Source organism: Actinocorallia herbida (genome assembly GCF_003751225.1).
In the GTDB taxonomy this organism is placed as follows: Bacteria; Actinomycetota; Actinomycetes; order Streptosporangiales; family Streptosporangiaceae; genus Actinocorallia; species Actinocorallia herbida.
In genome coordinates this window covers 7,747,272-7,772,030 of record NZ_RJKE01000001.1, presented here as the reverse complement: position 1 = coordinate 7,772,030, position 24,759 = coordinate 7,747,272, and the positions used below count along the sequence as shown (strand labels likewise).

The following is a 24,759-nucleotide window of genomic DNA, read 5'->3' as shown; positions in this document are numbered from 1 at the left end:
CCGGCACCCGGGCGAGGACGTCTTGTAAGCGCGGACAAAGGAATTGGGACGCACGGCGATGCATGTCGGGCCGGGCCTTCCCTACGCTCGGGGGACCTGTCGGGACCTGCGAGCGGGCGAGGAAGTCAATGACCACGTATCTGGTTTCTGGCGTGCTGGGGATAGCCCTGGCACTGGGCGCCACCACGACGTTCGTCTACCAGTCGGACAACGTCGCTCCGCCGCGCGCGGAGCTCTACAACTACGGGACCCCCTGAGCCGCTTCTGGCCGTACCTGCTGGGCCTGGGCCTGGGCGCACTCGCGCTCGGGCCCGCGCTCGCCCCGGGGTTCACGCTCGCCTACGACATGGTGTTCGTGCCCCGGTGGCGGTACGACGGCGCGCTGATCGGCCTCGCCGCGGCGCCGCCCCGCGCGGTCCCCAGCGATCTGCTGGCCGCCGCGCTCACCGCGCTCCTGCCGGGTGCGCTGGTGCAGAAGCTCATCCTGCTGGCGATCTTCGTCCTCGCCTGCGCGGGCACGGCTCGGCTCGTGCGGGACCTCCCGCCGGCGGCCAGGGTCGCCGCCGCGGTCCTCTACTGCTGGAACCCTTTCGTCGCCGAGCGCCTGCTGCTGGGTCAGTGGGCGCTGCTGCTCGGCTACGCCGGGCTGCCCTGGGCGGTCGACGCGGTCCGGCGGGGAGGCCGCCGCGCGACGGTCGCGGCGCTGTTGCCCGCCGCCGCCGGGGGCTTCATGGCGATGATCGTCACGCTGCCCGCGGTGCTGGCCTGCGGCAGGCGGCGGCTGTTCACCGCCGGGGCCTGGGCGGTGCTGAGCCTGCCGTGGGTGCTTCCGGCGCTGCTGCGCGGGGTGCCCGCCGACCCGGTGGGCGCCGACGTGTTCGCGGCGCGCGCGGACACCCCGTTCGGCGTCGCCGGCAGCCTGCTGAGCCTGTCGGGCGTGTGGAACGCCGAGGTCGTTCCCGCCGGTTACGCGCTGCCCGCGTTCGCCGTCCCGCGGCTGCTGCTCGCGCTGGCGCTGACCTGGTTCGGCGCGCGGGCCTGCCGTCCGCTGGCGGTCGCCGCCGCGGCGGGGTTCGCGGTCGCGCTGTGCGAGCCGCTCGCGCCGGGGCTGCTGGGCGCGCTCATCGGGTTCTGGCCGGGCTTCGCGGTGCTGCGCGACGCCCAGCAGTACGTGGCGCCGCTGGCGCTGCTCCAGGCGGTCGGGATGGCCGCCCTGGTCGCGCGGCTCCGCGAGGGCTGGGCGCCGCTCGCCGTCGCCGCGCCGCTGCTGCTCCTGCCGGGGCTGCTGCTCGGCGGGATGGGCAGGCTCACGGCCGTCCGGTACCCGGCGGAGTTCGCGACCGCGCGGGAGATCATGGCCGCCGACCGTGTTCCCGGCGACGTGCTGCTGCTGCCGTGGCACGCCTACCGCTCCTACCCGTGGAACGGCGGCCGGGGCTCACTCGACCCGCTCGTCCGGTATCTGCCGCGCCGGGTCGTGTTCAACGACGCGGTCCGGGTCGGCGCCACGACGGTCGCCGCCGAGGATCCGCGGGCCGCGGCGCTGACCCCGCTGGTGGAGTCGGCGGCGCCGCTGACCGAACCGCTGCGGGCGGCGGGCTTCCGCTATGTCGTCGTCGACGCCGAGACCGACGGGTTCGGCGCCAGGTTCCCCGGGCTCGTCCCGGTCCTGACCGGGCCGGACCTCACGCTCTACAAGCTGGACCCCAGGAAGGGCTGACCCTGAGGATGCGCACCGAATCCGCCGGGCCGGCCGTGGAGGCCGCCGCCGTCCCGTTGCTGCGGCACCGGCTGCGGCTGGGCGTCGCGGCCCTCCTGCTGGTGACGCTGACGTTCCTGACGCGGCCGGGCGAGCTCATCGCCGACACCAAGATCGACTTCGCGCTGGACCCGGCCGGGTTCGTCGCCAGGTCGCTGCACGCCTGGGACGTCAACCAGCTCGGCCAGATCCAGAACCAGGCCAACGGCTACCTCTTCCCGATGGCCGAGTTCTTCCTCGGCGGCCGGATGATCGGGCTCGAAGGCTGGGTGGTGCAGCGGCTGTGGATGGCGCTGCTCGCCGTCACCGCCTTCGCCGGGCTCTACCGGCTCGCCGGACGCCTCGGGATCGGCACGCCGGACGCCAGGATGATCGCCGCGCTCTCCTACGCGCTGGCCCCGCGCGTCATGTCCGACCTCGGTGTGCTCTCCTCGGAGGTCCAGCCGGTCGCGCTGCTGCCGTGGATCCTCCTGCCGCTGGTCGCCGCGGCGCGCGGAGGCGGCCGGGTCGGCGCCGCCGCGCGGTCCGCGGTCGCGGTCGCGCTGTGCGGCGGGGTGAACGCCGCCTCGGTCGTCGCGGTGCTGGTCGTGCCGTTCCTCTACCTCGTGACGCGCGACCGGGAGGCCGCCAAGTGGCGGCTGCTGGGCTGGTGGACGGCCATGGTCGCCGTCGCGACCCTGTGGTGGACGGTCCCGCTCGCGCTCATGGGCGGGTACGCGTTCTCCTTCCTGCCCTACACCGAGACCACCGCGACCATCACCCCGGTCACCTCGCTCCTCAACGTGCTGCGCGGCACCCCCGACTGGGTCGCCTGGCTGACCGGCAGCGGCGGCCCGACCCTGCCCGTCGGCCACGCGCTGGCCACGACGCCGTGGCTGGTGGCGCTCACCGCGCTCGTCGCCGCGGCGGGGCTCGCGGGCCTGACCCGGCGCGACGCGCCGGAACGGCTCTTCCTCACGCTCACCCTGCTCACCGGGATCGTCGTGGTCTCCGCCGGCCACATCGGGGTGCTGGAGCCGGCCATCGCCGGGCCCGTCCGGGACCTGCTGGACGGCCCGCTGGCGCCCCTGCGGAACCTGCGCAAGTTCGATCCGGTGCTGCGGCTGCCGCTGGCACTCGGCCTCGCCCATCTGCTCGCCTCCGTCCGGCCGCGCGCGGTCGCCGCCGTCGTCGTCGCGCTGGCCGCGACCGCCGCGCCCGCGGTCCAGCTCGGCCTCGCCGGGCCCGGCCCGATCAGGCAGGTCCCGGCCTACTGGACGGACGCGGCGACCTGGCTCAACGCGAGGACCGGGCAGCAGGCCGTGCTCTCCCTGCCCGGCTCCCGGTTCGCCGAGTACCTGTGGGGACGCCCCCTGGACGAGCCCCTCCAGCAGCTCTCCGAGGTGCGCTGGGTGCAGCGGCAGATCGGCGCCGCGGGATCGGTCGGGCTGACCCGGGTGCTGGACGCCGTCGACCGGCGTGTCGCCACCGGGCGCGGCGGGCCCGGCCTCGCCGACGTCCTCGGCCGGGTCGGTGTCCGCTATGTCCTGGTCCGTAATGACCTCGACCGGGTCGAGCTGACCGGGGCGTGGCCCGCCCGCGTCCACCAGGCCCTGACGGACTCGCCCGGCCTCACCAAGGTCGCCCAGTTCGGCCCGCCGACCACCGGCGGCTACAGCACCGACGACGCGGTGGGCGGCCTCGACCAGGAGTACCCCGCCCTCGAGGTGTACGAGGTGGCGGGGGCCGCCGCGGCGGTCTCCCTCCAGAGCGCCTCCGCGCTCCTGCACGTCGACGGTGCGCCCGAGGCCCTGCTCGACCTCGCCGACGAGGGCCTGCTGGAGACCCACCGCCCGACCGTCCTCAACGACGACGCCGCGGGCCTGCCCGCCGTGCGGGCCGCCGCGACCGTCGGCACGGACTCGCTGCGCGCCAGGCTGCGCCACTTCGGCCTGTTGCGGACCGGGCTGTCTCCCACCCTCACCGACGGCGAGGAGCCGAGGGACTACCTGGAGCCGCCCTGGGCGGACTACCGCACGACGGCCCGGTACACCGGCGTGAAGGCGGTGTCGGCGTCCTCGTCGGCGTCCGATCCCGACGCGCTGTCCGCCCAGCAGCAGACCGGGTCCCTGCCCTTCGCCGCGCTGGACGACGACCTGCGCACCTCCTGGCGGTCCGGCGGCTGGTCCGGCGCCGCCGGGCAGTGGTGGCGGGTCGACTTCGACGCGCCGCGCGAGGTGTCCGGCACCCGGGCCGTCCTCGTGCCGGACGAGGCGCTCGGCCCCGCGCCCGTGCGGATCTCGGTCGAGACCGAGCACGGCGTGCGCACCCAGACGGTGCGCACGGACCGGGAGGAGCAGGTCCTGCTCACCCCGCCGGGCGCGACCTCGTGGCTGCGCGTCCGCTTCATCGGCTTCACCACCGCACAGGCCGCCGAGCTCGGCGCGTCCGTCGCGCTGTCGGAGGTGCGGGTGCCCGGCGTCGTGGCGTCGCGCACCCTCAAGGCGCCCGAGGCGCCCGCGACGTCCTGGGTCTTCTCCCGCGGGTCCGACGAGGCTTCGGCGTGCATGCGCGGCGCCGACCGGTGGATCTGCCACTGGTCGCTGGAACGCGGCGGGGAGGAGGCGTACGGCTTCGACCGGGCCTTCGCCGCGGCGGCCGGGCGGGTACGGCTGACCGGCCGCGCCGTCCTGCGAGAGACCGCGCTCGTCGATCACTACACCAGGCTCAGGCCGCTGCCCGAGGCGGGGGCGAGCAGCCAGGCCGTGGACGGAGCGGCCGCCTGGGCCCGCGCCGCCTTCGACGACGACCCCTCCACCACCTGGCTTCCCGACCCCGACGACGACGAGCCCACGCTGACGCTGCGCTGGTCCGCCGCCCAGCAGCTCACCCGGATCACGGTCGAGCGCCCGCCCGCCGCCGAGGCGCCGATCCAGGTCTACCTCACGGGCGACGACGGGGAGGTCCGCGGCGGCGTCCTCGACGACACCGGGATGCTGCGCTTCGCCGCCCTGCGCACGAAGAGCCTGCGCATCTCCTTCGCCACGGCCGCGGAGAACGTCCAGGTCACCGAGGTCAGGGTGCCCGGCGTGTCCGCGATCGGCACCACGCCGGACGCGGCGTTCGCGCTGCCGTGCGGTTTCGGCCCGATCCTCGAGGTCAACGGCGGCCAGGTCGCCACCCGCGCCGAGGGCACCTACGGCGACGTGCTGGCCGGCCGGCCCCTGCGGTTCACCTCGTGCGCGAAGGTCTCCCTCGCCGAGGGGGAGAACCGGATCACGGTCTCGCGCTACGGGCAGTACCGCATCGACGGGCTCGTGGTCGGCCGCGAGGCGCTGCCCGAGCCGTCCGGCTCGGCGGGGAGCGTCCGTATCGGCTCCTGGTCGGCGACCTCCCGGACCGTCGAGGTCGCCGCCGACGAGGACGCCCTGCTCATGTCCGGGGAGAACTTCAACCGCGGCTGGACGGCCACCGTCGGGGGCGAGGCGCTCAAGCCCGTCCGGGTCGACGGCTGGCGTCAGGGGTGGTGGGTCCCGGCCGGGACGAAGGGGACGGTCACGCTGTCCTTCGGGCCTGACCGGGCCTACCGGACCGCCCTGCTGGCGGGCGCGGCGGGGCTCGTCCTCGTCGCGGGGATCGCCCTGGTCCGGCGCCGCCCGGCCCGTCGCACGGGAACCGCGGCCGCCCCGATCGCGCTGCCGGTGCTCCTCACCGTGCCGCTCGGCGCGGCGGCGGGCTACTGGACCGCCTCCTGGCCGGGCGCGGCGGTCGGGATCGCCGCGGTGCTCCTGCCCGGCCGGCTCCGGCGCCTCGACCCGTCGTGGACGGCGGCCGCGCTACTCGCCCTCGCGGGCGGCGCCGCCGCTGTGCACGGTCTCCTTCCGGGCGGACTCGGCGCGAGCCTCGCCGGCGCCGTGCCGCAGTTGCTGTGCTGCGCCGCGGTCGGCCTGCTCGTCGCGGCGGCGGCGGACCGTCCAGCGGGTGCCGAGCCGCCGGACCGGCTCCTCGAGGAACCGGTGGGACAGCCCGGCGGCCGGGAGGGTGACGAGCAGGGTGAGGGCGAGCAGGACGCCGAAGGCGAAGGGCAGGGTGTGCACCCGCGGTCCGAGCAGCCGGACGAGCACGAGCAGGAGGATCGCGTGCCACAGGTAGATCCCGTAGGAGACGCGGCCGAGCCAGGCCATGGGCCTGCTGCCGAAGAAGACGGCGAGCCTATGGCGGTTGCCGGGGTGCAGGGCCAGCGGGGCGACGAGAAGGACTGAGACCGCGCCGTACAGGACGACCCGGAAGATCGACGGCCAGAACATGTCGTATCCGAAGTTCAGCCCGAACGGCCCCGTCAGCTCGGTGCACGAGATGAGGTAGAGCAGCCCCGCCGCCGTCCAGCACTCGGGCAGCGCGGCGCCCACCCCCGCGCTGAACCGCCGGGCCGGCCCGGAAGGCTCGGCGGCGGCCCACGCCGCCACGACGGACAGGGCCATGCCCAGCGCGAACCAGGGAAGGCTCCGCGGCAGCCACATGCTGAGGGTCGGCCGCCACTCGGGGAAGTAGGTGAAGTACTGGTAGACGAGGTGCAGCGGGTACAGCGCGGCCAGCCCCAGCAGCGCCCTCCGCGCCCGCGCCGCGGGCGCCGTCGCCCGTCCGGCGACCGCCGCGAGGGCCGCGCCGAGCAGCGGCAGGACCAGGTAGAACGACATCTCCAGGGAGATCGTCCAGAGGTGGTAGATGCCGGTCGGGCCGGTGCCGGGCCACCAGGGCGAGAAGTCGTAGATGCTCACCATGCCCAGCAGCTGCGCCCAGGTCCGCCACTCGTCGGCGTGCTCGGGATTGAAGGCGAGAAGGCCGATCGCGACGGCCAGCCAGAACGCCGGGACGACCCGCCAGAATCTGCGCCACAGGTACGGGACGGTCTCGGGCCCGGCCTTCCCGGAGAACAGCGCGGTCGCCCACGGTCGGTACAGCAGCAGGCCGGACAGCACGAAGAAGATCGCGACCCCGATGTCCCCGTGGCCGATGAACCTGGGGATCGCCGACATCCCGGACGTCTCGCCCGTCTCGCCCGCGACGTGCAGCACCACCACCGTCAACGCGGCGGCCGCCCGGATGCCGTCGAGGGAGTCCTGATGGGCTGGTGACGCTGGTCGGGACGACATCAGCCAAGCGTGCCCGCGCGAGATGGTCCGGCTCATTGGTGAACCGACCAAAATTGCTAGTGATGCACCATAGTGACCTCGACGCCGCCGCGTGACTACGTTCAGGCTGCCCCTCATGGAAAAGAGCGCGCCGATGAGCCCGATCACGGTCGAAGTCGTCGTCCCGGCCTTCAACGAGGCCGAACGGCTGCCGCGCGGGCTTGACCTGCTGTGCCGCAGGCTCGCCCAGCTGCCGGTGCACGCCTCGGTGCTCGTGGTCGACAACGGCAGCTCCGACGGGACCGCCGACATCGTCCGGGCGTGGCCGGCCGGACCCGTCGAGGTCCGGCTCGTGCACTGCGCCAAACGGGGCAAGGGGGCCGCCGTGCGGGCCGGCATCCTGTCGTCGCGGGCCGCGATCGTCGGGTTCTGCGACGCGGACATGGCCACCGACCCGGCCGTCCTGCGGACTTTCCTGGCCCTGCTGCGCACCCACCCCGTCGTCATCGCCTCCCGCACCCACCCCGGCTCCGACGTCCAGGCCCGGCACAGCAGGCTCCGTTCCGCCGGCGCGCAGCTCTTCCGGCGGTTCTCCCGCACCCTCGTGCCCGGCGTCGGCGACACCCAGTGCGGCTTCAAGTTCTTCCACGGCGACCTCGTCCGGGCCGCCGCGCGCGGCCAGCGCGCCAGCGGATTCGCCTTCGACGTCGAGCTCCTCGCCCGCTGCGCCAGGCTCGGCGGCGCCCTGCCGCTCGAAGTTCCGGTCACCTGGCAGGACGTGCCCGGCTCGAAGTTCTCCGTGCTCCGCCACGGCCTGCCCGTCCTGGCGGAGCTCGTCCGGATGTGGACGGTGCTGCCCCGTCCGGTCCGGCCGCGGCCCGCGCGCACGGGCGCGGCGGACGAGCTGGCGGCCGCCCCGGCGCTGGTCCGGCCGGCCGCATGACCCGCTCCGCGCGGCGGATCGCCGTCGTGAACTGGCGCGACCCCTGGCACCGCGACGCGGGCGGCGCCGAGACCTATGCCTGGCAGGTGGCGACCCGCCTCGCCGCGCAGGGCGACGCCGTCACCTACCTGACGGCGCGGGACACCGGGCAGGCGCGCACCGACCACGCCGACGGGGTGCGGGTGGTCAGGCTCGGCGGCAGGTTCGGCGTCTACCCGCGCGTCCTGGCCTGGCTGGCCGCCCGGCGCGGCTCCTTCGACGGCGTCGTCGACTGCCAGAACGGCATCCCCTTCTTCACCCCGTGGGTCACCCCGCGCCGGGTGCCCGTCGTCTGCGTGGTCCACCACGTCCACGACCGCCAGTTCGGCGAGTACCTTCCCCCGGCCGTCGCCCGGTTCGGCAGATTCCTGGAGGGGCCGGTCGCCCGGCGGACCTACCGGCGGCGGGCCACCGCGGCGGTCTCCCCTTCGACGGTGCAGGCGATGCGCGCCCGGCTGGACTGGCCCGGCGAGATCCACCTCGTGCCCAACGGCACCGAACCCGTCGCGTCGGGGGTCAGGGCGCCCGCCGAGGCGCCGACGATCGTCTGCGTCGGGCGGCTGGTCCGGCACAAGCGGATCGACCTCGTGATCGAGGCCGCTGTAAGGCTCCGAGAGGACTTCCCCGGCCTCGTCGTCCGGATCGTCGGCAAGGGGCCCGACCGGGCGCGGCTGGAGCGTCTGGCGGGCGCACACGGCCTCGCCGATACCCTTCGGTTCGAGGGATTCGTGACCGACGAGCGCAAGGCCGAGCTCCTGTCCGAGGCATGGCTGCACGTGGCGGCCTCCGCCGGAGAGGGGTGGGGCCTGGGCGTCGTGGAGGCCGCCGCGCACGGCGTCCCCACGGTGGCGCCCGACGTCGACGGGCTGCGCGACTCCGTCAGGGACGGGATCACCGGGTGGCTCGCGCCGACCGCCGAGGCGTTCGGCGAGACCGTGGGCGCCGCGCTGAAGGAGGTCGCCGACCCCGTCCGGAGGGCGGAGCTGGACGCCGCCTGCCGGGAGTGGGCGGGCCGCTTCGACTGGGACTCCACCGCCCGCCGCATCGCCGCACTCCTCGACCCCGCATGACCGACCCACCGCCGTTTGGAGCACCATGACCGCCGGTCCCGCCCTCGCCCGCGTCCTGCCCCGGCCGCTGCTCGGCCGTCTGGTCCGGGCGCTCTACCCCCGGCTGGAGCCCGAACTCGCCAGGATCGACGAGTTCGTCCCGCGCGGCGGCACCGCGGTGGACGCGGGAGGCTGGTTCGGCCCTTGGACGCGGAGCCTGCTGGCGCGGGCCGACCGGGTCGTCACGATCGAGGCGGACCCGACGATGGCCCGGATGCTCGCCAGGACCTTCCCCCGGGCCGAGGTGATCGCCGCGGCCGTCTCGGAGTTCCCCGGCACCGCCGCGTTCGCCGCGACGCCGGGCACCCGCCTGGCCGGGACGTCCAAGGTGACGGGCACCGCCCCGCGCGGCGGGACCGCCGTCCTGGAGGCCGATGTGCCCGGCGGGGAAGGGCAGGCCGTGCCCTGCGTCCGGATCGACGATCTGGGGCTGACCGACGTCGGGTTCCTCAAGCTCGACATCGAGGGGCACGAGCTGCCCGCGCTGCGCGGCGCCGCCGAGACCGTCCGGCGGGACCGTCCGGTGATCCTCCTCGAGCTGGAGGCGCGCCACCAGCCGGTGGCCCCGGTCGTCGCGCTGCTGGAGTCGTGGGGCTACCTGGGCGAGGTCCTGGTGGCGGGGGAGTGGACCCCGCTCGCGGAGTTCGATCTGGAGGGCCACCAGCGCGCCTGCGTGGGCGACCTTGACCGCGGATTCCTACGGCGGGCGCTGCGCCCCGAGCCCCGCTACATCAACTCGGTGCTCTTCCGTTCCCGCGCCTGAGCGGGCACCAGCAGCCCGGCCGCGGCGACCAGGACGTCGGCGAGGATCAGCGCCGCGCGGACCGCGACGGCCACGGCCAGCGCCGCGGAACCGCCCAGGGCCGGGGTCAGCCCCAGCACCAGCGCCCCGTCCAGCACCCCCAGGCCGGCCGGGGCCAGCACGACAAGGATGCCGCCCGCCCAGGCCAGCGCGTAGGCGCAGACGGCGACCGGATACAGCGACCATCCGGTGCCGGCCGGCGCGACCGCGTCCGCCAGCACCCACACCGCGCCGCCCCACAGCAGCCAGCCGACCGCCGTCCAACCGGCCGCCTCGATCAGCCCCGCCCCGCTCACCCGGTGCTCGGGGACCGGGCGGCGCAGCACCCGGAACGGCACCGAGAGCGCCCACGCCAGCACCTTCGGATGCAGCCCGCACACCACGAGCACCAGCACCGGCCAGAACGCGCCGGGCAGCCGGGCCGCCGCGAGGGCGAGCGCGCATCCGAGGGTCAGCGCCAGCGAGATCGTCGCGGAGCCGACCGTCCGGCCCGGCGGCACACCCCGGTCACGGGCGAGATCGGCCATCCCGACCATCGCCCAGACCGAGCCGGGGACGTACTTGCCGAGCTGCCCGGCGAACATGATCCGGGCCGCCGCGGGCACCGGGAGCGGCGACCCGAGGTCGGCCAGCACGGTCCGCCACGCCAGCATCATCGCGACGAGCCCGGCGATGACCAGGGCCAGCGCGGTCCCGAAGGCGGCGGGGGAGAGGGTCGAGAGGGCGGTCGCGAGGTCCGCCCGGTCCAGGTAGATCCGCCTGGCCAGGAAGCCGACCGCGAGCAGGCCGAGCACCGGCCGCAGGAACCGCATCATCCGGCCTGCTCCCGCGCCTTCGGCCTGCGGGCCCGCCACGCGATGGCGGCGCCCGAGACCGCCAGCGAGAAGCCGGCGCCGACCGCCACCGAAGGGATCACGACCTGCACCCTGCGCACGTAGGCCGCCTGGTCCTCGGCCCGTCGCAGGGCGGCCTCGCGGCCGTCCGCGTCCAGCCGGACGTCGAGGCGGGAAAGGACGACGGGCTCGGCGTCCTTCACCTGGACGCGCAGGGTCATGGTCGTCTGCTCACGGCGGTCCACGGGGATGCCCGTCCGCGGGTCCACCCAGACGGTGATCTCCGCCTCGTAGGCCCTCTCAACGTCGTACACGGCGCCCTTCTTCAGTCCGAGGAAGGCGCCCGAGACACCCTTGAGCTCGCCGACCGGCGTTGATGGTACGCGCTCGACGAACCGGTACGTCCGTATCCCGTCGATGGTCTCCTCGCCGGTGAACCCCGCGCCCCAGGACCGCTTCAGCACCGGGTCGAACACCTGGTAGGTCGCCACCCGCACGCCGGTGAACGGCCACAGGTAGCCCAGCCCGGACTGCGGGACCCCGGTGTCCTTGTCGACGTGGGCACCGCAGCAGTTGGCCAGCCGCCCCGTCCGCCGGTCGAACGCCAGCCGCCAGTTCTCCACCCCCAGCACCGTGCCGGTCTCGGCGTCGACGGTCTGCGCGAAGGAGTCCCACACCGCGACCCGGCCGCTGCTCAGCGCCGGCACCGCCGTCAGGCTCCGCGTCTTGGTCACCCGCGCGTTCTCGACCCGCCGCCCCTTCGCCAGATCCAGGTACTCCCCGCTCCCCGTGAGCACCCATTCGTCCTTGATCCACGCGGGTGCCTTGACCATCCGGTCACCCGCCCCGCCCCACACCAGCACCGCCGCCGACACCCCGAACGTCCCCGCCGCCATCAACCCCGCCGCCACCACCCGAACCCGCCCTGACCTGCCCATCCCCCGATCCTCCCGCCCCCCTCCCGCCCCCAGCCTCATCCCCGCACCCAACCTTCTTTGTCCCGACCCACAGCCCGACCCACAGCCCGACCCACAGCCCGATCCCGCCCTACCCGGTCTCGCCCGCGGCCGGGCCGCGGGCAAAAGAAACGCCGGAGGCGAGCCGTATTGCTCGTCTCCGGCGGTGTTTCCTTCTTCTCGCCTTGGCCTGATCGATAGGGACCGTGGCGGCCCTTCTCGCAGTGCCTTTGCGGGGCCGAAATGAGGGAGGGAATATCAACCCGGATGTTCCGGTCCTTCACTTCGACGCCTTCAGTATATGGCGAGGCGTGCGGCGGTAGGGGTGGGGGAGCGCCTGGATGAGGGTGATTGTCGGTCATGTAATGAAGAGAAGGGAAAAGGAGGGGTTTGGTCAGGGGCGTGCTTCGGTGGTGGTGCCGAGCCGGACGAAGGCGCCGTGGTCCACCCGGTAGAGGTGGATCGTGGCGTCCTCGGGCTCGCCGTGCTCCGTGAAGCCGAGCGGGCCCGTCACACCGGCGAGGTGTGCTCCGCCGAGCCAGGCGTTGACGTCCTGGCGAAGGGCCGCCCCGGATCTCACCGCTTCGAGGAAGAGCGTCGCCGCGTCATAGGCCTCGGCCGTATAAGCGTCGGAAGGGGCTTCACCGTACGCGGCGCGGTAAGCCTCGGCGAATTCGCCCGCAGGAGGCGAGGATGTGCCTTCGGGGTCGACCAGACAGGCGCAGGACGCGAATGCGCCTTCGGCGGCATCTCCTGCGGCGCTGATCAATTCCCGCCCGAACGTGCCGTCTCCGCCGACGAAGGGCACGGTCACCTCACCGTCGCGCAAGGCCCTGAGCAGCCTTCCCGCCCCTTGGCCGTGCCCGGCGACGAACACCGCGTCCGGCTTGAAGCCGCGCACCCCGTCCACGAGGTCCCCGAAGCCGGTGTCGGCGAGCTCGTAGTCCCAGGCCCTGGCCTTTCCGCCCCGGGCCTCCACCACCTGACGGACCCGGTCGGCGAGCGGACGTCCGTCTTCGGTGTTGTCGTGGATCACCGCTACGCGTTCGGCCTTCAACCCCGTCCGGAGGAACGTCCCTACGGCCTCGCCCTGCACGTCGTCTCCGGCGATGACCCGGTGCCAGTAGGCGAAGCCCTGGCTTCCGAGGTCCGCCACGGTGGTGCCGTACGCGACGTTCGGAACACCCGCCCCTTCGAGGACGGGCCCGAAGGCAGTGGCGTCATCGGAAGACGCCGGACCGACGATGCCGACCACGCCGTCGTCCACCGCGGCCTGCGCGGCCGCCCGTTCGTCGTCGCCCGCGGTGTCGTACAGCCGCAGCTCCACGCGGACCGCGGGCCGCGTGGCGTTGTAGGCGTCGACCGCGAGGCGTACCGCCTGCACGTCCTCGTCGAAGCCGTCTCCCAGCGCCGTCAGGTGCCCGAGGACGACCGGCGCGGCCGACGCGGGCGAGACCGGGACCGCGGCGGCCGGCGAAGACGGAGCGCCGGACGCGGAGGGGAGGCCCCCGCCCGTCCCGGTGAGCAGATAGGCCGCGGCCGCCGCCGCGGTCAGCCCGGCGACGGGGACCAGCCATAGCGCGCGACCGCGCCGCCGCCTCCCCGGCGAAGGCTCGCTCGCGCCCTTCGGCGCCGCCGGCGCCGCGACCGGACGGTAGGGCGCGGCCACGCGCAGCGGCTCCAGCGCGTCCCGCATGGCCGCCGCGTCGGCGTACCGGTCCTGCGGACGCTTCGCGAGCGCCCGCATCAGGATGGCGTCCCACTGCGGCGAGAGCCCCCGCACGGCCTGGGACGGCGGCTCGGCGACCCGGTGCACCTGCTGGTGCAGCACCCCCTGCACGTCCCCGCGGAAGGGAGGCCGCCCGGTGAGCAGCCCGTAAAGCAGGCACCCGACCGAGTAGACGTCGCCTTCCGGCCCACCCGGCGCGACCTCCCCCACCGGGTTCCACGCGGTCCCGTCCGCACCGCGCTCGGCCTCCTCCGGCGGCGTCCAGGCCGCCCCGCCGATCATCTCCCCCGACTGCGTGAACCGCGTCCCCGTCCCCGACAGCACCCGCACCAGCCCGTAGTCCGTCACCTTCACCCGCAGCCGCCCGCCCCGCCGCACCACGAGCACATCCGAAGGCTTCACATCCCCGTGCACCACCCCCCGCCCATGCCCCTCGGCCAGGACGGCGAGCACCCCCTCGGCGATCTCCAGCACCGCGTCCGGATGCAACCCCCCGTCCGCCAGCCCATCGACCCGCTCCCCGTCCTCGACGAACTCGGTGACCACACAGACCCCGTGCTCCGGGTCGTTCCCCACATCCCGGATCTCCGCCACCCCCGGATGCCTGACCTCCGCGAGCGTCCACACCTCCCGAACGGCGAACGCCGCGGACCCGAGCCCCCGCACCAGCCCCTCATCCACCACCTTCACCGCCACGACCCGCCCGCCCTCCCGGTCCACCCCCCGGTAGACGACCCCGGTGGCCCCCCTCCCCACCGCGTCCCCGAGCTCATACCGCCCCGCCAGCACGCGCACCGCACCGTCCACCCCGAGCCTCCCCCTAAGCCACCGAACCGCCTTCTCCGACGCGCAACCCACGTCGGCCGTTCGCGACCGTACAACGCCGATTCACACCGACGCACCCGTTCCACCCCCGCCGCCCACCATCTCCGTCCATATCCCTCCTCGGCGTCGCTCATCGTCGCATCCGTTGACCCCAGGCCTATGCGGGAAGAGACCGACCAGCACACACGGGCGACCGGCCGTGCGGGCCGTCCCCTCACGGCAGAACTCGAAGCGATGGCAGGCGCCGGCCGCCCGAGGGACGGGCCACGGCCGGCCGCCAGGGCCGCCGCGGCGGCCCGATCCCTTCCGGAGCACGGCACGGAGCAGGAGTTCGCCGCGAACCGGGCGCTGCCCGGCGACACATGGCGGACCGTCTTCGGCGGTCGCCTGGACGCGGACCTGGCCGCGATCACCATGAGGATCGGCACGCCCCGCGCCTTCGCCGACTACGACGACCACGGGCACCATCGACGCCTACGGCCCGCCCGGAGGACTCACCGACCTCGACGAGGCCGGCCGGACGGCATGGCGCACCTTCCTCTCCGACACCGTCGGCGCGGCCATCAGGGGCCCGGACGAGCACACGGCGCCGCACGACGGCCCTCGGTCCCAGTTCCACGACCTCGCCGGGACCCCGACGGAGTCCGACGCGGTCGAGGCCACCGTGCACGGACCGCCTTCCGAGCCTGGTCGAGATCTCGCCGATCAGCGACCCGCAACACCGGGCACACACGCCGACGCCGACCACGACCTGCAGGACAAGCAGTGCGAATGGAGCGTCACCCGCGACGACGGGAAGATCACCCGTGCCACGTCCCCCCTGCGAAAGCCCCGACTGGGACGCCCACGCGCACACCGATCCCGGGAAAGAAGAAAGGCCCGGTCTGAGAAAGGGTCTCCGACCTGGGCCTTTGCTGCTCGGAGCGGATGACGGGAATCGAACCCGCGTAGCTAGTTTGGAAGACTAGGGCTCTACCATTGAGCTACATCCGCGTGTGGCGCCCTTGGGGGCGTACCGGGACAGCGTACAGGGTTTTGGTGGGTGGGTGGTAAGTGGGGGAGGGAGCGGAGGGGGCGGGGGTGTGGTGGGGGGGTCGTGGGGAGGGGTGGGGGTGTTTTTGCTGGTTGGGGGTGGGGTGGGCTACTCATGCGTTCGTCTTGAGGGGTGGACTCGGGGGTTGACTGGAGGGTCGGGGGTCTGTGGATTGTCCGGTGGTGATGAAAAAGGGGTGGGAGTCCTTGGCATGGGTGCGTGCAGTTTTGTCGGTGGGGCGTGTGACCATGTGACTACTTCTGGACCTCCTGATCCACCCCCTCGGAGGAACCAATGCAGGCTGTGTTGCTGGCGTGCGGTGCGCATGTCATTTATCTGATCGGATTCTCGATCTTCAAGGCGACCGGTGGCGAGCTGCCGCCGTTGACGGCGCGCCGGCCGTTTCAGGCGGCGGGGAGGCTGGTGACGAGCCTGCCGTGGCTGGTCGGGCTGGTCACGGTGCTGAGCGGGACGGTCGTGGCGGCGTTCGCGGTGGACACGGCACCGGTCGCGGTGCTGCTGCCGACTTACATGTGCGGGCTCGTGCTGGTGCTCATCGTGGGCGTCTCGGGGTTCGGCGAACGGGTGAGCGGCAGGGAAGGGCGTGTGCTGGCGCTGCTGCTCGGGACGCTGGCTCTGCTGGCGCTGCCCGCGAGCCAGGGGTACGGGGCGATCGCCTCGCGCGGGGCGTCGGCGCCACCGAGCCCCGCCGCCTGGTCGTTCACGCTCGCGGTGCTGGTGTCGATCCTGCTGCCGCTGTGGCTGTTCTGCATGCGCGACCGGAAGGTCGAGGGACGGCACACGCGGCGGACCACCGGCGTCGCCTACGGGATCGGCGCGGGGGTGCTCCTGGGCACCGCGGAGGTCATGGGCATCGGGGTGATCCCCTACATCCCGGACGATCTGACGGGCCTGCTCGCGACCCCGTACCCGTACCTGTTCGTCCTGGCGGGGGCGCTCGGCCTCGGCCTGCTGCACATCGGCCTCCAGGAAAGGAGGCTCATCATCGTCGTCGCGGTGATGAACGTCGTCGGCAAGCTCCACCTCGTGGCCTCGGCGACGCTGCTGTACGGGGAGCCATGGCCGGACGATCCGGTGTGGCTCGGCCTGCTGGCCGGGGGGATGCTCCTCGCGCTGTACGCGGTGCTGCTGCTGCCCCGGCACGAGGGGCGGCGCGCCGCGGCCCCGCCGGTGCAGGCGGGACCGCGTGGCGCGGGCGTCACCGCTCCTGGGCGGAGCTCCGTCGCATCCGGAAGATCGCGATGAGCTTCTCCTCCGGGTGGTCGGCCAGGGCGGTGATGAGCGGCTGGAGCATCCGGGCCGCGAGCGGTCCGAAGGCCGCGAGGATCAGGACGTAGCCCGCGGCGAGCGGGCCCAGGTCCGGATGCGCGCCGGCGGCGACGGCGAGGCCCGCGATGACGATGTTGAACTCGCCTCGCGGGACGAGCGCGATGCCGGCGCGGGCTCGTCCGGCCCGGCCGATCCCGGCCCGCTTGGCCGCGTAGTTGCCGGTGAGCAGCTTGGTGACGATGCTGACGAACGCCAGCAGGACGGCGATCCCGGCCACCGGCAGGATCGTCGCCGGGTCGGTGTTCAGGCCGAAGAAGACGAAGAACACCGCGGCGAACAGGTCGCGCAGCGGGGCGAGCAGCGCCTGCGCCTCGTGCGCGAGCTCGCCCGACAGCGCGATCCCGACGAGGAACGCGCCGACCGCCGCCGACACCTGGAGCTGCTGGGCGATGCCCGCGACCAGCAGCGTCAGGCCGAACACCTTCAGCAGCAGCACCTCGGAGTTCGGGCTCTTGACGAACGCCTCGATGTAGTTGCCGAACTTCAGCGACACCACGAGCACGACGCTGACGGTGCCGAGCGCGATCGCGACGGTCCCCGCGCCCGTGGCGAAGGAGACGCCCGCGAGGATCGCGGTGAGGATCGGGAGGTACAGCGCCATCGTGAGGTCTTCGAAGACCAGCAGCGACAGCACCACGGGGGTCTCGCGGTTACCGATCCAGCCGAGGTCCGACAGCACCTTGGCGGTGATGCCCGACGACGTCGCGTAGGTGACGCCCGCCATGGCGACGGCGGCGACCCAGCCCCAGCCGAGCAGCAGCGCGACGATCGCGCCGGGCGCGGCGTTGAGCACCAGGTCGACGATGCCGCCCCGGGCGTTGCCCTTGAGGCTGGTGAGCAGTTCGTCGGCGTTGTACTCCAGGCCCAGGGTGAGCAGCAGGAGGATGACGCCGATCTCCGACGCCGTGTGGATGAACTCCTCGCTGGTGGCCAGGGGCACGAAGCCGCCGTGTCCGAAGCACAGGCCCGCGAGGAGGTAGAGGGGGATGGGGGAGATTCCCGCGCGGAGCGCGAACGAGCCGAGTATCCCGAGCCCGAGGATCACCGCCCCGAGTTCGAGGAAGAGTATTGCGATTTCGTGCACGCCGCTCCTATCCGCCGGCCAGGATGTGCCCGGCGGCCTCGGTGCTCTCCGGACTGCCGACGACGACCACGACGTCCTGGGCGGCGAAGACGAAGTCCGGGGCGGGCGAGGCGTTCACCTGGCCCGACCGGACGATGGCCACAATGGACGCTCCGGTCTGGGTCCGTACCTGGGCGTCGCCCATCGGACGGCCGGCCCACTGCGCGGAGACGGGGACCTGAAGGCTGACGAGCCCCTCGACCTCGCGGTGCAGGGCGTTGAGCCGCGCCACGATCCGGGGCGCGCCGAGCAGCTCGACGAGCGCGTCGGCCTCCTCGTCGTTGAGTTTCACCGTCTCGCAGACGCGGTCGGGATCCTGGGGGTCGTAGACGACGAGATCACGCCGCCCCGTCCGATAGGACACGACCCCGATCCGGCGGCCGGCCCGGGTGGTGAACTCATGACGCAGCCCGATGCCGGGCAACGCCGTCTGTTCCACGTCCACTTGGCCCCTCCTCGCGGGTCCTTACTAGGTTGATCGAGAGCTTGAAGAGCTCACCCTGGCGCAAGATCGGCCGGGGGACAAAGCGGCCCCCGGTCGAACCGGCACCGGTCCCGCGAGGGTTCCGGAGTGTCCGGAACCACCCAACCGGGTGTGCACTGCCGTCGTTTCACATCCGTGTAACGGCACGGTTAAGCCCTGCGCACGATCGGATCGCACCCCCTGCGGGGTGAGTTGACATCGGCGGGGAGCCGGATGTGCGCGACAGGTAATCGGGGTTTGACGTACCGGCAACAGCGGGCTTTTGCAGGCTACCTACCGTCCTGACCTGTACCGGATTACCGGGATACCCCCATCCGAGCAGCAGGGAGGCAGGGCATGTCCGCTCTGACCGCACAGAAGCCCGAGGCGGCGCCGGCCGCCGGCGGGCGTTGGATCGAGCACTGGGCGCCCGACGACGAGGTCTTCTGGAACACCACGGGCAAGGCCGTCGCGCGCCGCAATCTCGTCTGGTCGATCGTGACCGAGCACCTGGGCTTCTGCGTCTGGCTGCTCTGGAGCATCGCGGTGATCAACCTCGGCAAGGTCGGGGTGACCCTTGACGTCGGGCAGCAGCTCTGGCTGACGACGGTGCCGAACCTCGTCGGCGCTTTCATGCGCGTCCCGTACACCTTCGGCCCCGCGCGCTTCGGCGGCCGGAACTTCACGATCATCAGCGCGACGCTGCTGCTGATCCCGTGCGCGCTGTTCGTCTACGCGATCGGCAACCCCGACCTCCCGTTCTGGGCGCTGCTGCTCATCGCGGCGACGACGGGCCTGGGCGGCGGCAACTTCGCGTCGTCCATGTCCAACATCACCCACTACTACCCGAGCCACAAGCAGGGCCTCCCGCTCGGCCTGAACGCCGCGGGCGGCAACATCGGCACCAGCGTCACCCAGCTGACGATGCCGCCGCTGATCGTCGCGTTCGGCCTCGTCGCGGTCGGCTGGGTGTGGATGCCGCTGGTCCTGGTGGCCGCGGCCGGCGCGTACTTCTTCATGAACAACCTGCGGACGGCGACGAGCGCCTACACGATCCGCGAGATGGGCCGGATCTCCCGCGAGCGGCACACGATGATCATGTCGATCCTCTACATCGGCACCTTCGGGTCGTTCATCGGGTACTCGTTCTCCTTCGGCGTGCTGATCAAGAACCAGTTCCCCGAGGTCCAGGCGGCCCACTTCATCTGGCTGGGCGCGCTCGTCGGTTCGGTGGCCCGGCCGATCGGCGGCCTGCTCGCCGACCGGATCGGCGGCGCCCGGGTGACGTTCTGGAACTTCCTGGTCATGGCGGCCGGCATCGCGGCGGTCTGGTTCGCGGTGAACGCCGGGAGTTGGGGCCTGTTCCTCGCGGCCTTCCTGCTGGTCTTCGCCACGACCGGCATCGGCAACGGCTCGACCTACAAGATGATCCCGGCGATCTTCCGCAGGAAGGCGCTGGAGGGGATCGACGAGGCCGACGGCACCGCGGTCGAGTCGGCGGTCGCCACCGCCCGCCGCAAGGCCGCCGCCGCGATCGGGATCTCCTCGGCGGTGGGCGCCCTGGGCGGCGTCCTCATCCAGCAGACCTTCCGGATCTCGCTGACCGAAGCCAAGTCGGTGGTCCCGGCGCTGCTGGTCCTCGCGGCCTTCTACTGCGTCTGCGTGGTCCTCACCTGGGCCGCCTACCTGCGCAAGACCGGCCCGGACCGGCGCAGCCTCGCCGACGCGGGCGTCTGAGAAAGCCGCCGGCGAGCCCGCGGGCACGGGCGAGCGCAAGCGGCCGCGCGCCGGTACGGAGAAAGGCCCCGGACACCTGGTCCGGGGCCTTTCGTCGCGGTCGGGCTGGACGGATTTGAACCGACGACCCCTGCCACCCAAAGGCAGTGCGCTTCCAAGCTGCGCTACAGCCCGCCTGCCGTCAGATTTCAGACAGCAGCCGCCAGTCTAGCCCTCTTGGCGGCCAACATGAGGGCCAATAATCTCCGCGTGCCCGCCTTCGTGTGAAGGCAGGGGCTGACGGACGGGGGACCATGTCACGTCCGGTGGGCTCCACCCTCTAGACTTGACGGCGCATAGGCATGTGTTGCCGCCCGAATCTATCGAGTGAGACCGGCGGCCGCTCGCGCCGCGCGGGGCACGTCGATGAGTACGGGCCTCCGGCGCGCCGAGCCGTGTGTATCCGCCGGATCAAGGAGACCTGCCCCAGTGAAGACCGCTGTCGAGGAGCTGACCCCGACCCGGGTGAAGCTCACCATCGAAGTTCCGTTCGAAGAGCTCAAGCCGAGCCTCGACAAGGCTTACAAGGAGCTCGCCAAGCAGGTGCGGCTCAAGGGCTTCCGCCCGGGCAAGGCGCCCGCCGCCCTCATCGACCAGTACGTCGGCCGCGGCACGGTCCTCCAGGAGGCCGTGAACGACGCCCTGCCCGGTCTGTACGGCGCGGCGATCGAGGAGAAGGAGCTCTTCGTCCTCAGCCAGCCCGAGGTCGAGGTGACCCGCCTGGACGACGGCAAGGAGCTGGAGTTCACCGCCGAGGTCGACATCCGCCCGAACTTCGAGGTCCCCGAGTACGACGGCCTGCCCGTCACCGTCGAGGAGGCCGTGGTCACCGATGAGGAGATCGCGCAGACCGTCGAGAACCTCCGCGACCGCTTCGGGACGCTGACCGTCGTCGAGCGCGCCGCCGCCGAGAAGGACAACGTCACCATCGACCTGTCCGCCGCGATCGACGGCGAGGACGTCGAGGACGCCGCGACCAAGGGCTTCACCTACGAGGTCGGCGCCGAAGGCGCCATCGACGGCCTCAACGAGGCCGTCACGGGCCTGTCCGCGGGCGAGACCGCGACCTTCAAGTCCACCCTCGTCGCGGGCTCCCGGGCCGGCGAGGAGGCGGACGTGACCGTCACCGTCCAGACGGTGAAGGTCAAGGAGCTGCCCGAGGCCGACGACGAGTTCGCGCAGCTCGCCTCGGAGTTCGACACCTTCGAGGAGCTCAAGGACGACGTCCGCAAGCGCCTCGAGCGGCAGAAGAAGCTGAACCAGATCTCCGAGGCGCGCGACAACGCGCTGGAGGCCCTGCTGGAGAAGGTCGAGATCCCGGTCCCCGAGTCCGTGGTCAACACCGAGCTCCAGCGCCGCAACGAGCAGCTCGACCAGCAGCTCGGCTTCTCCGGCATGACCCGCGAGGCCTACCTCGAAGAAGAGGGCAAGACCGCCGAGGAGTTCGAGGCCGAGCTCGCCGAGGCCGCGGCCAAGGCGGTCCGGGGCGGCTTCATCCTCGACCAGCTCGCGGTGAACGAGGAGCTGGGCGTCGAGAACGAGGAGCTCAGCGAGTACGTGGTGAGCCAGGCCATGCAGATGGGCCTCCCGCCGCAGCAGCTCGCGCAGTTCCTGACCGAGAACAACCAGATCCCGGCGCTGGTCGCGGAGGTGCTGCGCTCCAAGGCGCTGAACCTCGTGGTCGAGCACGTCAAGATCAGCGACTCGGCCGGCAACGAGCTCGACATCGAGAGCCTGCGCCGCGAGATCAACGGAGAGACGGACGAGGCGACGGAGGAGGCCGAGGAGGCCCCCGCCGAGGCCGCCGCCGAGGTCGCCGAGGACGCGGCGCCCACCGCCGAGGACAAGGACTCCACCAAGGAGTAAAAGGTCGGAATCATCACCGCACGCCCCGTGTTCCGGTAATGGAGCACGGGGCGTTCGTATTAGGGGCCGGGGGCCCTCGCCGCTAAACCCAGGCCGGGTAAAAGAGGCGAGGATACGCCGCCAGCGAAAAGACCGCCCGTATGGCGTGACCCCCCTGCGGGGCGCGTTAGTGTCCAAGCATCCGAATGTTCAGGGACTGAACGCTAGACACCTACGGAGGAACAGGGTGAGCAAGCCTCCGACTTTCCACGAGCCGGTCGTCGCCCGCGAAGGCGGGATGCCCGCGATCATGGCGCAGGAGGCACTGCACCAGCAGCTGCTGCGCAAGCGGATCGTGGTGCTGGGCCAGCAGGTGGACGACGACATCGCGAACCGCCTCTGCGCTGAGCTGCTGCTGCTGTCGGCCGAGGACGGAAAGCGCGACATCACGTTCTACATCAACTCTCCGGGTGGCTCGGTGACCGCCGGCATGGCGATCTACGACATCATGGAGTACGTGCCCAACGACATCGTGACGGTCGGCATGGGCCTCGCGGCGTCCATGGGTCAGTTCCTGCTGTGCGCGGGCACCCCGGGCAAGCGCTACGCCCTGCCGCACGCGCGCATCATGATGCACCAGCCTTCGGGCGGCATCGGCGGCACCGCCTCGGACATCAAGATCCAGGCGGAGCAGATGCTCTACGTCAAGAGCACGCTCGCCGAGCGCATCGCCTTCCACACCGGTCAGAGCGTCCAGCAGATCACTGCGGACTCCGACCGCGACCGCTGGTTCACCGCCGAGGAAGCCCGCGCCTACGGCCTGGTGGACGGTGTGATCACCAGCGCCAACGAGGTCCCCTCCGAGGGCCCGGTCTCTTGATGATGGAGAGGTATCGTCAGATGGACATTCGCGCAGGCGGCGTGCAGCCGGTCGACAGCCGGTACATCATCCCGTCCTTCGTCGAGCGCACCGCGTACGGCGTCAAGGAGATGAACCCGTACAACAAGCTGTTCGAGGAGCGCATCATCTTCCTCGGCGTGCAGATCGACGACGCCTCCGCCAACGACGTCATGGCGCAGCTGCTGACCCTGGAGTCCATCGACCCGGACCGGGACATCAGCATCTACATCAACTCGCCCGGCGGCTCCTTCACGGCGATGACGGCCATCTACGACACGATGCAGTTCGTCAAGCCGGACATCCAGACCGTCTGCATCGGTCAGGCGGCCTCCGCGGCCGCGGTGCTGCTGTCGGCGGGCACCCCGGGCAAGCGGGCGGCCCTGCCGCACTCGCGGATCCTGATCCACCAGCCGGCCACCGAGGGCACCTACGGCCAGGGCTCGGACATCGAGATCCAGGCGCGCGAGATCATGCGGATCCGCGAGCAGCTGGAGACGATCCTCGCCCGGCACAGCGGCAAGACCGTCGAGGACGTCCGCGGCGACATCGAGCGCGACAAGATCCTCACCGCGGATGAGGCCAAGGCCTACGGTCTGATCGACGACGTCTTCGTCAGCAAGAAGCGCCGAGTGGAGGTAGTGTCTTCGTAAGACGGCGCTAAGTTCGGGAACCCCCCGGCTTCGTGGTCACCGCCCCGGAGCCGGGGAGGTGGCCCGGCGCCCCGGAGACGGTACCGTCGAAGCAGCCTCTCCCGATGGCCGCGGCACACAAGGCGCGCGGCTCACCGGGTCCCCAGGCGGCCCCATGAAAAGGAGACAACCGGGTGGCACGCATCGGTGACGGTGGCGACCTGCTGAAGTGTTCCTTCTGCGGCAAATCCCAGAAGCAGGTCAAGAAGCTCATCGCGGGCCCGGGTGTGTACATCTGCGACGAGTGCATCGATCTCTGCAACGAGATCATCGAGGAAGAGCTCTCGGAGAGCTCGGACCTCAAGTGGGACTCCCTGCCCAAGCCGCGCGAGATCTACGAGTTCCTCGACGGCTACGTGATCGGGCAGGAGAAGGCCAAGAAGGCGCTGAGCGTCGCGGTCTACAACCACTACAAGCGGATCCAGTCCGGTGACTCCCGTGATGACGCCGTGGAGCTCGCCAAGTCGAACATCCTGCTGCTCGGCCCGACCGGATCCGGCAAGACGCTACTCGCGCAGACCCTCGCCAAGCTGCTCAACGTGCCGTTCGCGATCGCGGACGCCACGGCCCTGACCGAGGCCGGCTATGTCGGCGAGGACGTCGAGAACATCCTGCTCAAGCTGATTCAGGCCGCGGATTACGACGTCAAGAAGGCCGAGACCGGCATCATCTACATCGACGAGGTCGACAAGATCGCTCGCAAGAGCGAGAACCCGTCGATCACGCGCGACGTGTCAGGTGAGGGCGTGCAGCAGGCCCTGCTCAAGATCCTTGAGGGCACCACCGCCTCGGTGCCGCCGCAGGGCGGGCGCAAGCACCCGCATCAGGAGTTCATCCAGATCGACACCACCAACGTGCTGTTCATCTGCGGCGGCGCGTTCTCCGGTCTCGAGAAGATCATCGAGGGCCGGGTGGGCAAGCAGGGCATGGGCTTCGGCGCGGTCATCCGCTCGAAGGTCGACTTCGCCAAGAACAGCGACGTGTTCAGCGAGGTCATGCCCGAGGACCTGTTGAAGTTCGGCATGATCCCCGAGTTCGTCGGGCGGCTGCCGATCATCACCAGCGCGCACAACCTCGACCGCGACGCGCTGATCAACATCCTGACCGAGCCGAAGAACGCGCTGATCAAGCAGTACCGGCGCCTGTTCGAGCTGGACGGGGTGGAGCTGGAGTTCACCGACGACGCCCTCGAGGCCGTCGCGGACCAGGCGATCCTGCGCGGCACCGGGGCCCGGGGCCTGCGCGCGATCCTGGAAGAGGTCCTGCTCTCGGTGATGTACGAGGTGCCGTCCCGGCAGGACGTCGCCCAGGTCATCATCAACCGCGAGTCGGTCCTGGAGCACGTCAACCCGACGTTGGTCCCGCGTGAGCGCGCCAAGCGCGAGCCGCGCGAGAAGAGCGCCTGAGGCCTGCGGGTCCGTTCGTCCGAAGCCCGGTCCCGGGGGGACCGGGCTTCGTCGTGCCCGGGGCGAA

The 24,759-nt window shown here is 72.1% G+C and carries 17 protein-coding genes, 2 tRNA genes and 1 pseudogene; 12 read left to right on the top strand and 8 right to left on the bottom strand.

All coding sequences use genetic code 11. The features are described 5' to 3' along the window. Positions 1 to 128: 128 nt before the first annotated feature. From EDD29_RS47875 to EDD29_RS47375, 3 genes and pseudogenes are all read left to right on the top strand, one after another. The gene (locus EDD29_RS47875; RefSeq protein ID WP_281280974.1) at positions 129 to 257 is read left to right on the top strand and encodes a hypothetical protein; all 129 of its coding nucleotides are present in this window, start codon (positions 129 to 131) and stop codon (positions 255 to 257) included. After that, positions 254 to 1,720 (top strand): MmpA family trehalose lipid delivery protein, encoded by a 1,467-nt coding sequence (locus EDD29_RS35345; RefSeq protein ID WP_483902885.1) that lies wholly within the window; start codon positions 254 to 256, stop codon positions 1,718 to 1,720. The genes EDD29_RS47875 and EDD29_RS35345 overlap by 4 nt, the downstream gene beginning before the upstream one ends. An 8-nt stretch (positions 1,721 to 1,728) precedes the next feature. Then, positions 1,729 to 3,732 (top strand): annotated as a pseudogene (locus tag EDD29_RS47375) (alpha-(1->3)-arabinofuranosyltransferase domain-containing protein); the annotation flags it as partial. A 1,842-nt stretch (positions 3,733 to 5,574) separates the two neighbouring features. On the opposite strand, the gene EDD29_RS47370 reads toward EDD29_RS47375, so the two are convergent. Continuing rightward, a complete protein-coding gene (locus EDD29_RS47370) occupies positions 5,575 to 6,891 on the bottom strand; it encodes an acyltransferase family protein (protein WP_246053165.1) in 1,317 nt (438 codons plus the stop codon). A 133-nt stretch (positions 6,892 to 7,024) separates the two neighbouring features. Here EDD29_RS47370 and EDD29_RS35330 point away from each other — a divergent pair, with 133 nt between their 5' ends. From EDD29_RS35330 to EDD29_RS35320, 3 genes are read left to right on the top strand one after another with little or no spacing between them, the layout of a single operon-like run. Next, entirely contained in the window at positions 7,025 to 7,813 is a 789-nt protein-coding gene (locus tag EDD29_RS35330) for a glycosyltransferase (RefSeq protein ID WP_170201700.1), read from the top strand. Next, positions 7,810 to 8,922, top strand: a complete 1,113-nt coding sequence (locus EDD29_RS35325; RefSeq protein ID WP_123670877.1) for a glycosyltransferase family 4 protein — start codon at positions 7,810 to 7,812, stop codon at positions 8,920 to 8,922. The genes EDD29_RS35330 and EDD29_RS35325 overlap by 4 nt, the downstream gene beginning before the upstream one ends. Positions 8,923 to 8,947: 25 nt before the next feature. Next, entirely contained in the window at positions 8,948 to 9,724 is a 777-nt protein-coding gene (locus EDD29_RS35320) for an FkbM family methyltransferase (RefSeq protein WP_123668575.1), read from the top strand. On the opposite strand, the gene EDD29_RS35315 is transcribed toward EDD29_RS35320, so the two are convergent. The 4 genes from EDD29_RS35315 to EDD29_RS35300 all read right to left on the bottom strand — a co-directional run bounded on the left by EDD29_RS35315 (position 9,688) and on the right by EDD29_RS35300 (position 15,099). Then, on the bottom strand, positions 9,688 to 10,578 hold the full coding sequence (locus tag EDD29_RS35315; protein ID WP_123668574.1) for a lysylphosphatidylglycerol synthase domain-containing protein: 891 nt from the start codon (positions 10,576 to 10,578) through the stop codon (positions 9,688 to 9,690). The genes EDD29_RS35320 and EDD29_RS35315 overlap by 37 nt on opposite strands. Next, positions 10,575 to 11,534 (bottom strand): cell envelope lipid trafficking protein PgfA, encoded by a 960-nt coding sequence (gene pgfA / locus EDD29_RS35310; RefSeq protein WP_170201699.1) that lies wholly within the window; start codon positions 11,532 to 11,534, stop codon positions 10,575 to 10,577. Before pgfA ends, EDD29_RS35315 begins: the two co-directional genes overlap by 4 nt. A gap of 412 nt (positions 11,535 to 11,946) precedes the next feature. Then, a complete protein-coding gene (locus tag EDD29_RS35305; RefSeq protein WP_148086201.1) occupies positions 11,947 to 14,088 on the bottom strand; it encodes a bifunctional serine/threonine-protein kinase/ABC transporter substrate-binding protein in 2,142 nt (713 codons plus the stop codon). A gap of 940 nt (positions 14,089 to 15,028) precedes the next feature. After that, positions 15,029 to 15,099: transfer RNA gene (locus EDD29_RS35300), tRNA-Gly, on the bottom strand. A 334-nt stretch (positions 15,100 to 15,433) separates the two neighbouring features. Here EDD29_RS35300 and EDD29_RS35295 point away from each other — a divergent pair. Next, complete coding sequence (locus tag EDD29_RS35295) at positions 15,434 to 16,405, top strand: hypothetical protein (RefSeq protein WP_148086200.1); 972 nt, start codon at positions 15,434 to 15,436, stop codon at positions 16,403 to 16,405. Here the strand turns inward: EDD29_RS35295 and EDD29_RS35290 are convergent. Both EDD29_RS35290 and EDD29_RS35285 read right to left on the bottom strand, forming a co-directional pair. After that, positions 16,359 to 17,573 (bottom strand): cation:proton antiporter, encoded by a 1,215-nt coding sequence (locus EDD29_RS35290; protein WP_123668570.1) that lies wholly within the window; start codon positions 17,571 to 17,573, stop codon positions 16,359 to 16,361. The two genes, EDD29_RS35295 and EDD29_RS35290, sit on opposite strands and share 47 nt — an antisense overlap. 7 nt (positions 17,574 to 17,580) lie before the next feature. Continuing rightward, on the bottom strand, positions 17,581 to 18,057 hold the full coding sequence (locus tag EDD29_RS35285; RefSeq protein WP_123668569.1) for a cation:proton antiporter regulatory subunit: 477 nt from the start codon (positions 18,055 to 18,057) through the stop codon (positions 17,581 to 17,583). Positions 18,058 to 18,432: 375 nt separating this feature from the next. On the opposite strand from EDD29_RS35285, the gene EDD29_RS35280 reads away from it, so the two are divergent. Beyond that, complete coding sequence (locus tag EDD29_RS35280) at positions 18,433 to 19,812, top strand: MFS transporter (protein ID WP_123668568.1); 1,380 nt, start codon at positions 18,433 to 18,435, stop codon at positions 19,810 to 19,812. Between the two features lie 100 nt (positions 19,813 to 19,912). Here the strand turns inward: EDD29_RS35280 and EDD29_RS35275 are convergent. Further along, positions 19,913 to 19,986 (bottom strand) — tRNA-Pro (locus EDD29_RS35275). A 294-nt stretch (positions 19,987 to 20,280) separates the two neighbouring features. On the opposite strand from EDD29_RS35275, the gene tig reads away from it, so the two are divergent. The 4 genes from tig (at position 20,281) to clpX (ending at position 24,692) form a co-directional block, all read left to right on the top strand. Further along, positions 20,281 to 21,717: a trigger factor gene (gene tig / locus EDD29_RS35270; protein WP_123668567.1), complete on the top strand. Its 1,437-nt coding sequence runs from the start codon at positions 20,281 to 20,283 to the stop codon at positions 21,715 to 21,717. A gap of 277 nt (positions 21,718 to 21,994) precedes the next feature. Beyond that, the gene (locus EDD29_RS35265; RefSeq protein WP_123670876.1) at positions 21,995 to 22,576 is read left to right on the top strand and encodes a ClpP family protease; all 582 of its coding nucleotides are present in this window, start codon (positions 21,995 to 21,997) and stop codon (positions 22,574 to 22,576) included. A 2-nt stretch (positions 22,577 to 22,578) separates the two neighbouring features. Beyond that, positions 22,579 to 23,247: an ATP-dependent Clp protease proteolytic subunit gene (locus tag EDD29_RS35260; protein WP_425454995.1), complete on the top strand. Its 669-nt coding sequence runs from the start codon at positions 22,579 to 22,581 to the stop codon at positions 23,245 to 23,247. A 173-nt stretch (positions 23,248 to 23,420) separates the two neighbouring features. Next, positions 23,421 to 24,692 carry an ATP-dependent Clp protease ATP-binding subunit ClpX gene (gene clpX / locus EDD29_RS35255; protein WP_123668565.1) on the top strand — a complete coding sequence of 424 codons (1,272 nt, stop codon included), beginning with the start codon at positions 23,421 to 23,423 and terminating at the stop codon, positions 24,690 to 24,692. Positions 24,693 to 24,759 lie beyond the last annotated feature (67 nt).

Bases quoted from the DNA above. Each gene is read 5' to 3' on its own strand.
- EDD29_RS47875 (WP_281280974.1), top strand. From the start codon at position 129: ATGACCACGTATCTGGTTTCTGGCGTGCTGGGGATAGCCCTGGCACTG.
- EDD29_RS47370 (WP_246053165.1), bottom strand. From the start codon at position 6,891: ATGTCGTCCCGACCAGCGTCACCAGCCCATCAGGACTCCCTCGACGGC.
- EDD29_RS35330 (WP_170201700.1), top strand. From the start codon at position 7,025: ATGAGCCCGATCACGGTCGAAGTCGTCGTCCCGGCCTTCAACGAGGCC.
- EDD29_RS35325 (WP_123670877.1), top strand. From the start codon at position 7,810: ATGACCCGCTCCGCGCGGCGGATCGCCGTCGTGAACTGGCGCGACCCC.
- EDD29_RS35320 (WP_123668575.1), top strand. From the start codon at position 8,948: ATGACCGCCGGTCCCGCCCTCGCCCGCGTCCTGCCCCGGCCGCTGCTC.
- EDD29_RS35315 (WP_123668574.1), bottom strand. From the start codon at position 10,578: ATGATGCGGTTCCTGCGGCCGGTGCTCGGCCTGCTCGCGGTCGGCTTC.
- pgfA (WP_170201699.1), bottom strand. From the start codon at position 11,534: ATGGGCAGGTCAGGGCGGGTTCGGGTGGTGGCGGCGGGGTTGATGGCG.
- EDD29_RS35295 (WP_148086200.1), top strand. From the start codon at position 15,434: ATGCAGGCTGTGTTGCTGGCGTGCGGTGCGCATGTCATTTATCTGATC.
- EDD29_RS35280 (WP_123668568.1), top strand. From the start codon at position 18,433: ATGTCCGCTCTGACCGCACAGAAGCCCGAGGCGGCGCCGGCCGCCGGC.
- EDD29_RS35265 (WP_123670876.1), top strand. From the start codon at position 21,995: ATGCCCGCGATCATGGCGCAGGAGGCACTGCACCAGCAGCTGCTGCGC.
- EDD29_RS35260 (WP_425454995.1), top strand. From the start codon at position 22,579: ATGGAGAGGTATCGTCAGATGGACATTCGCGCAGGCGGCGTGCAGCCG.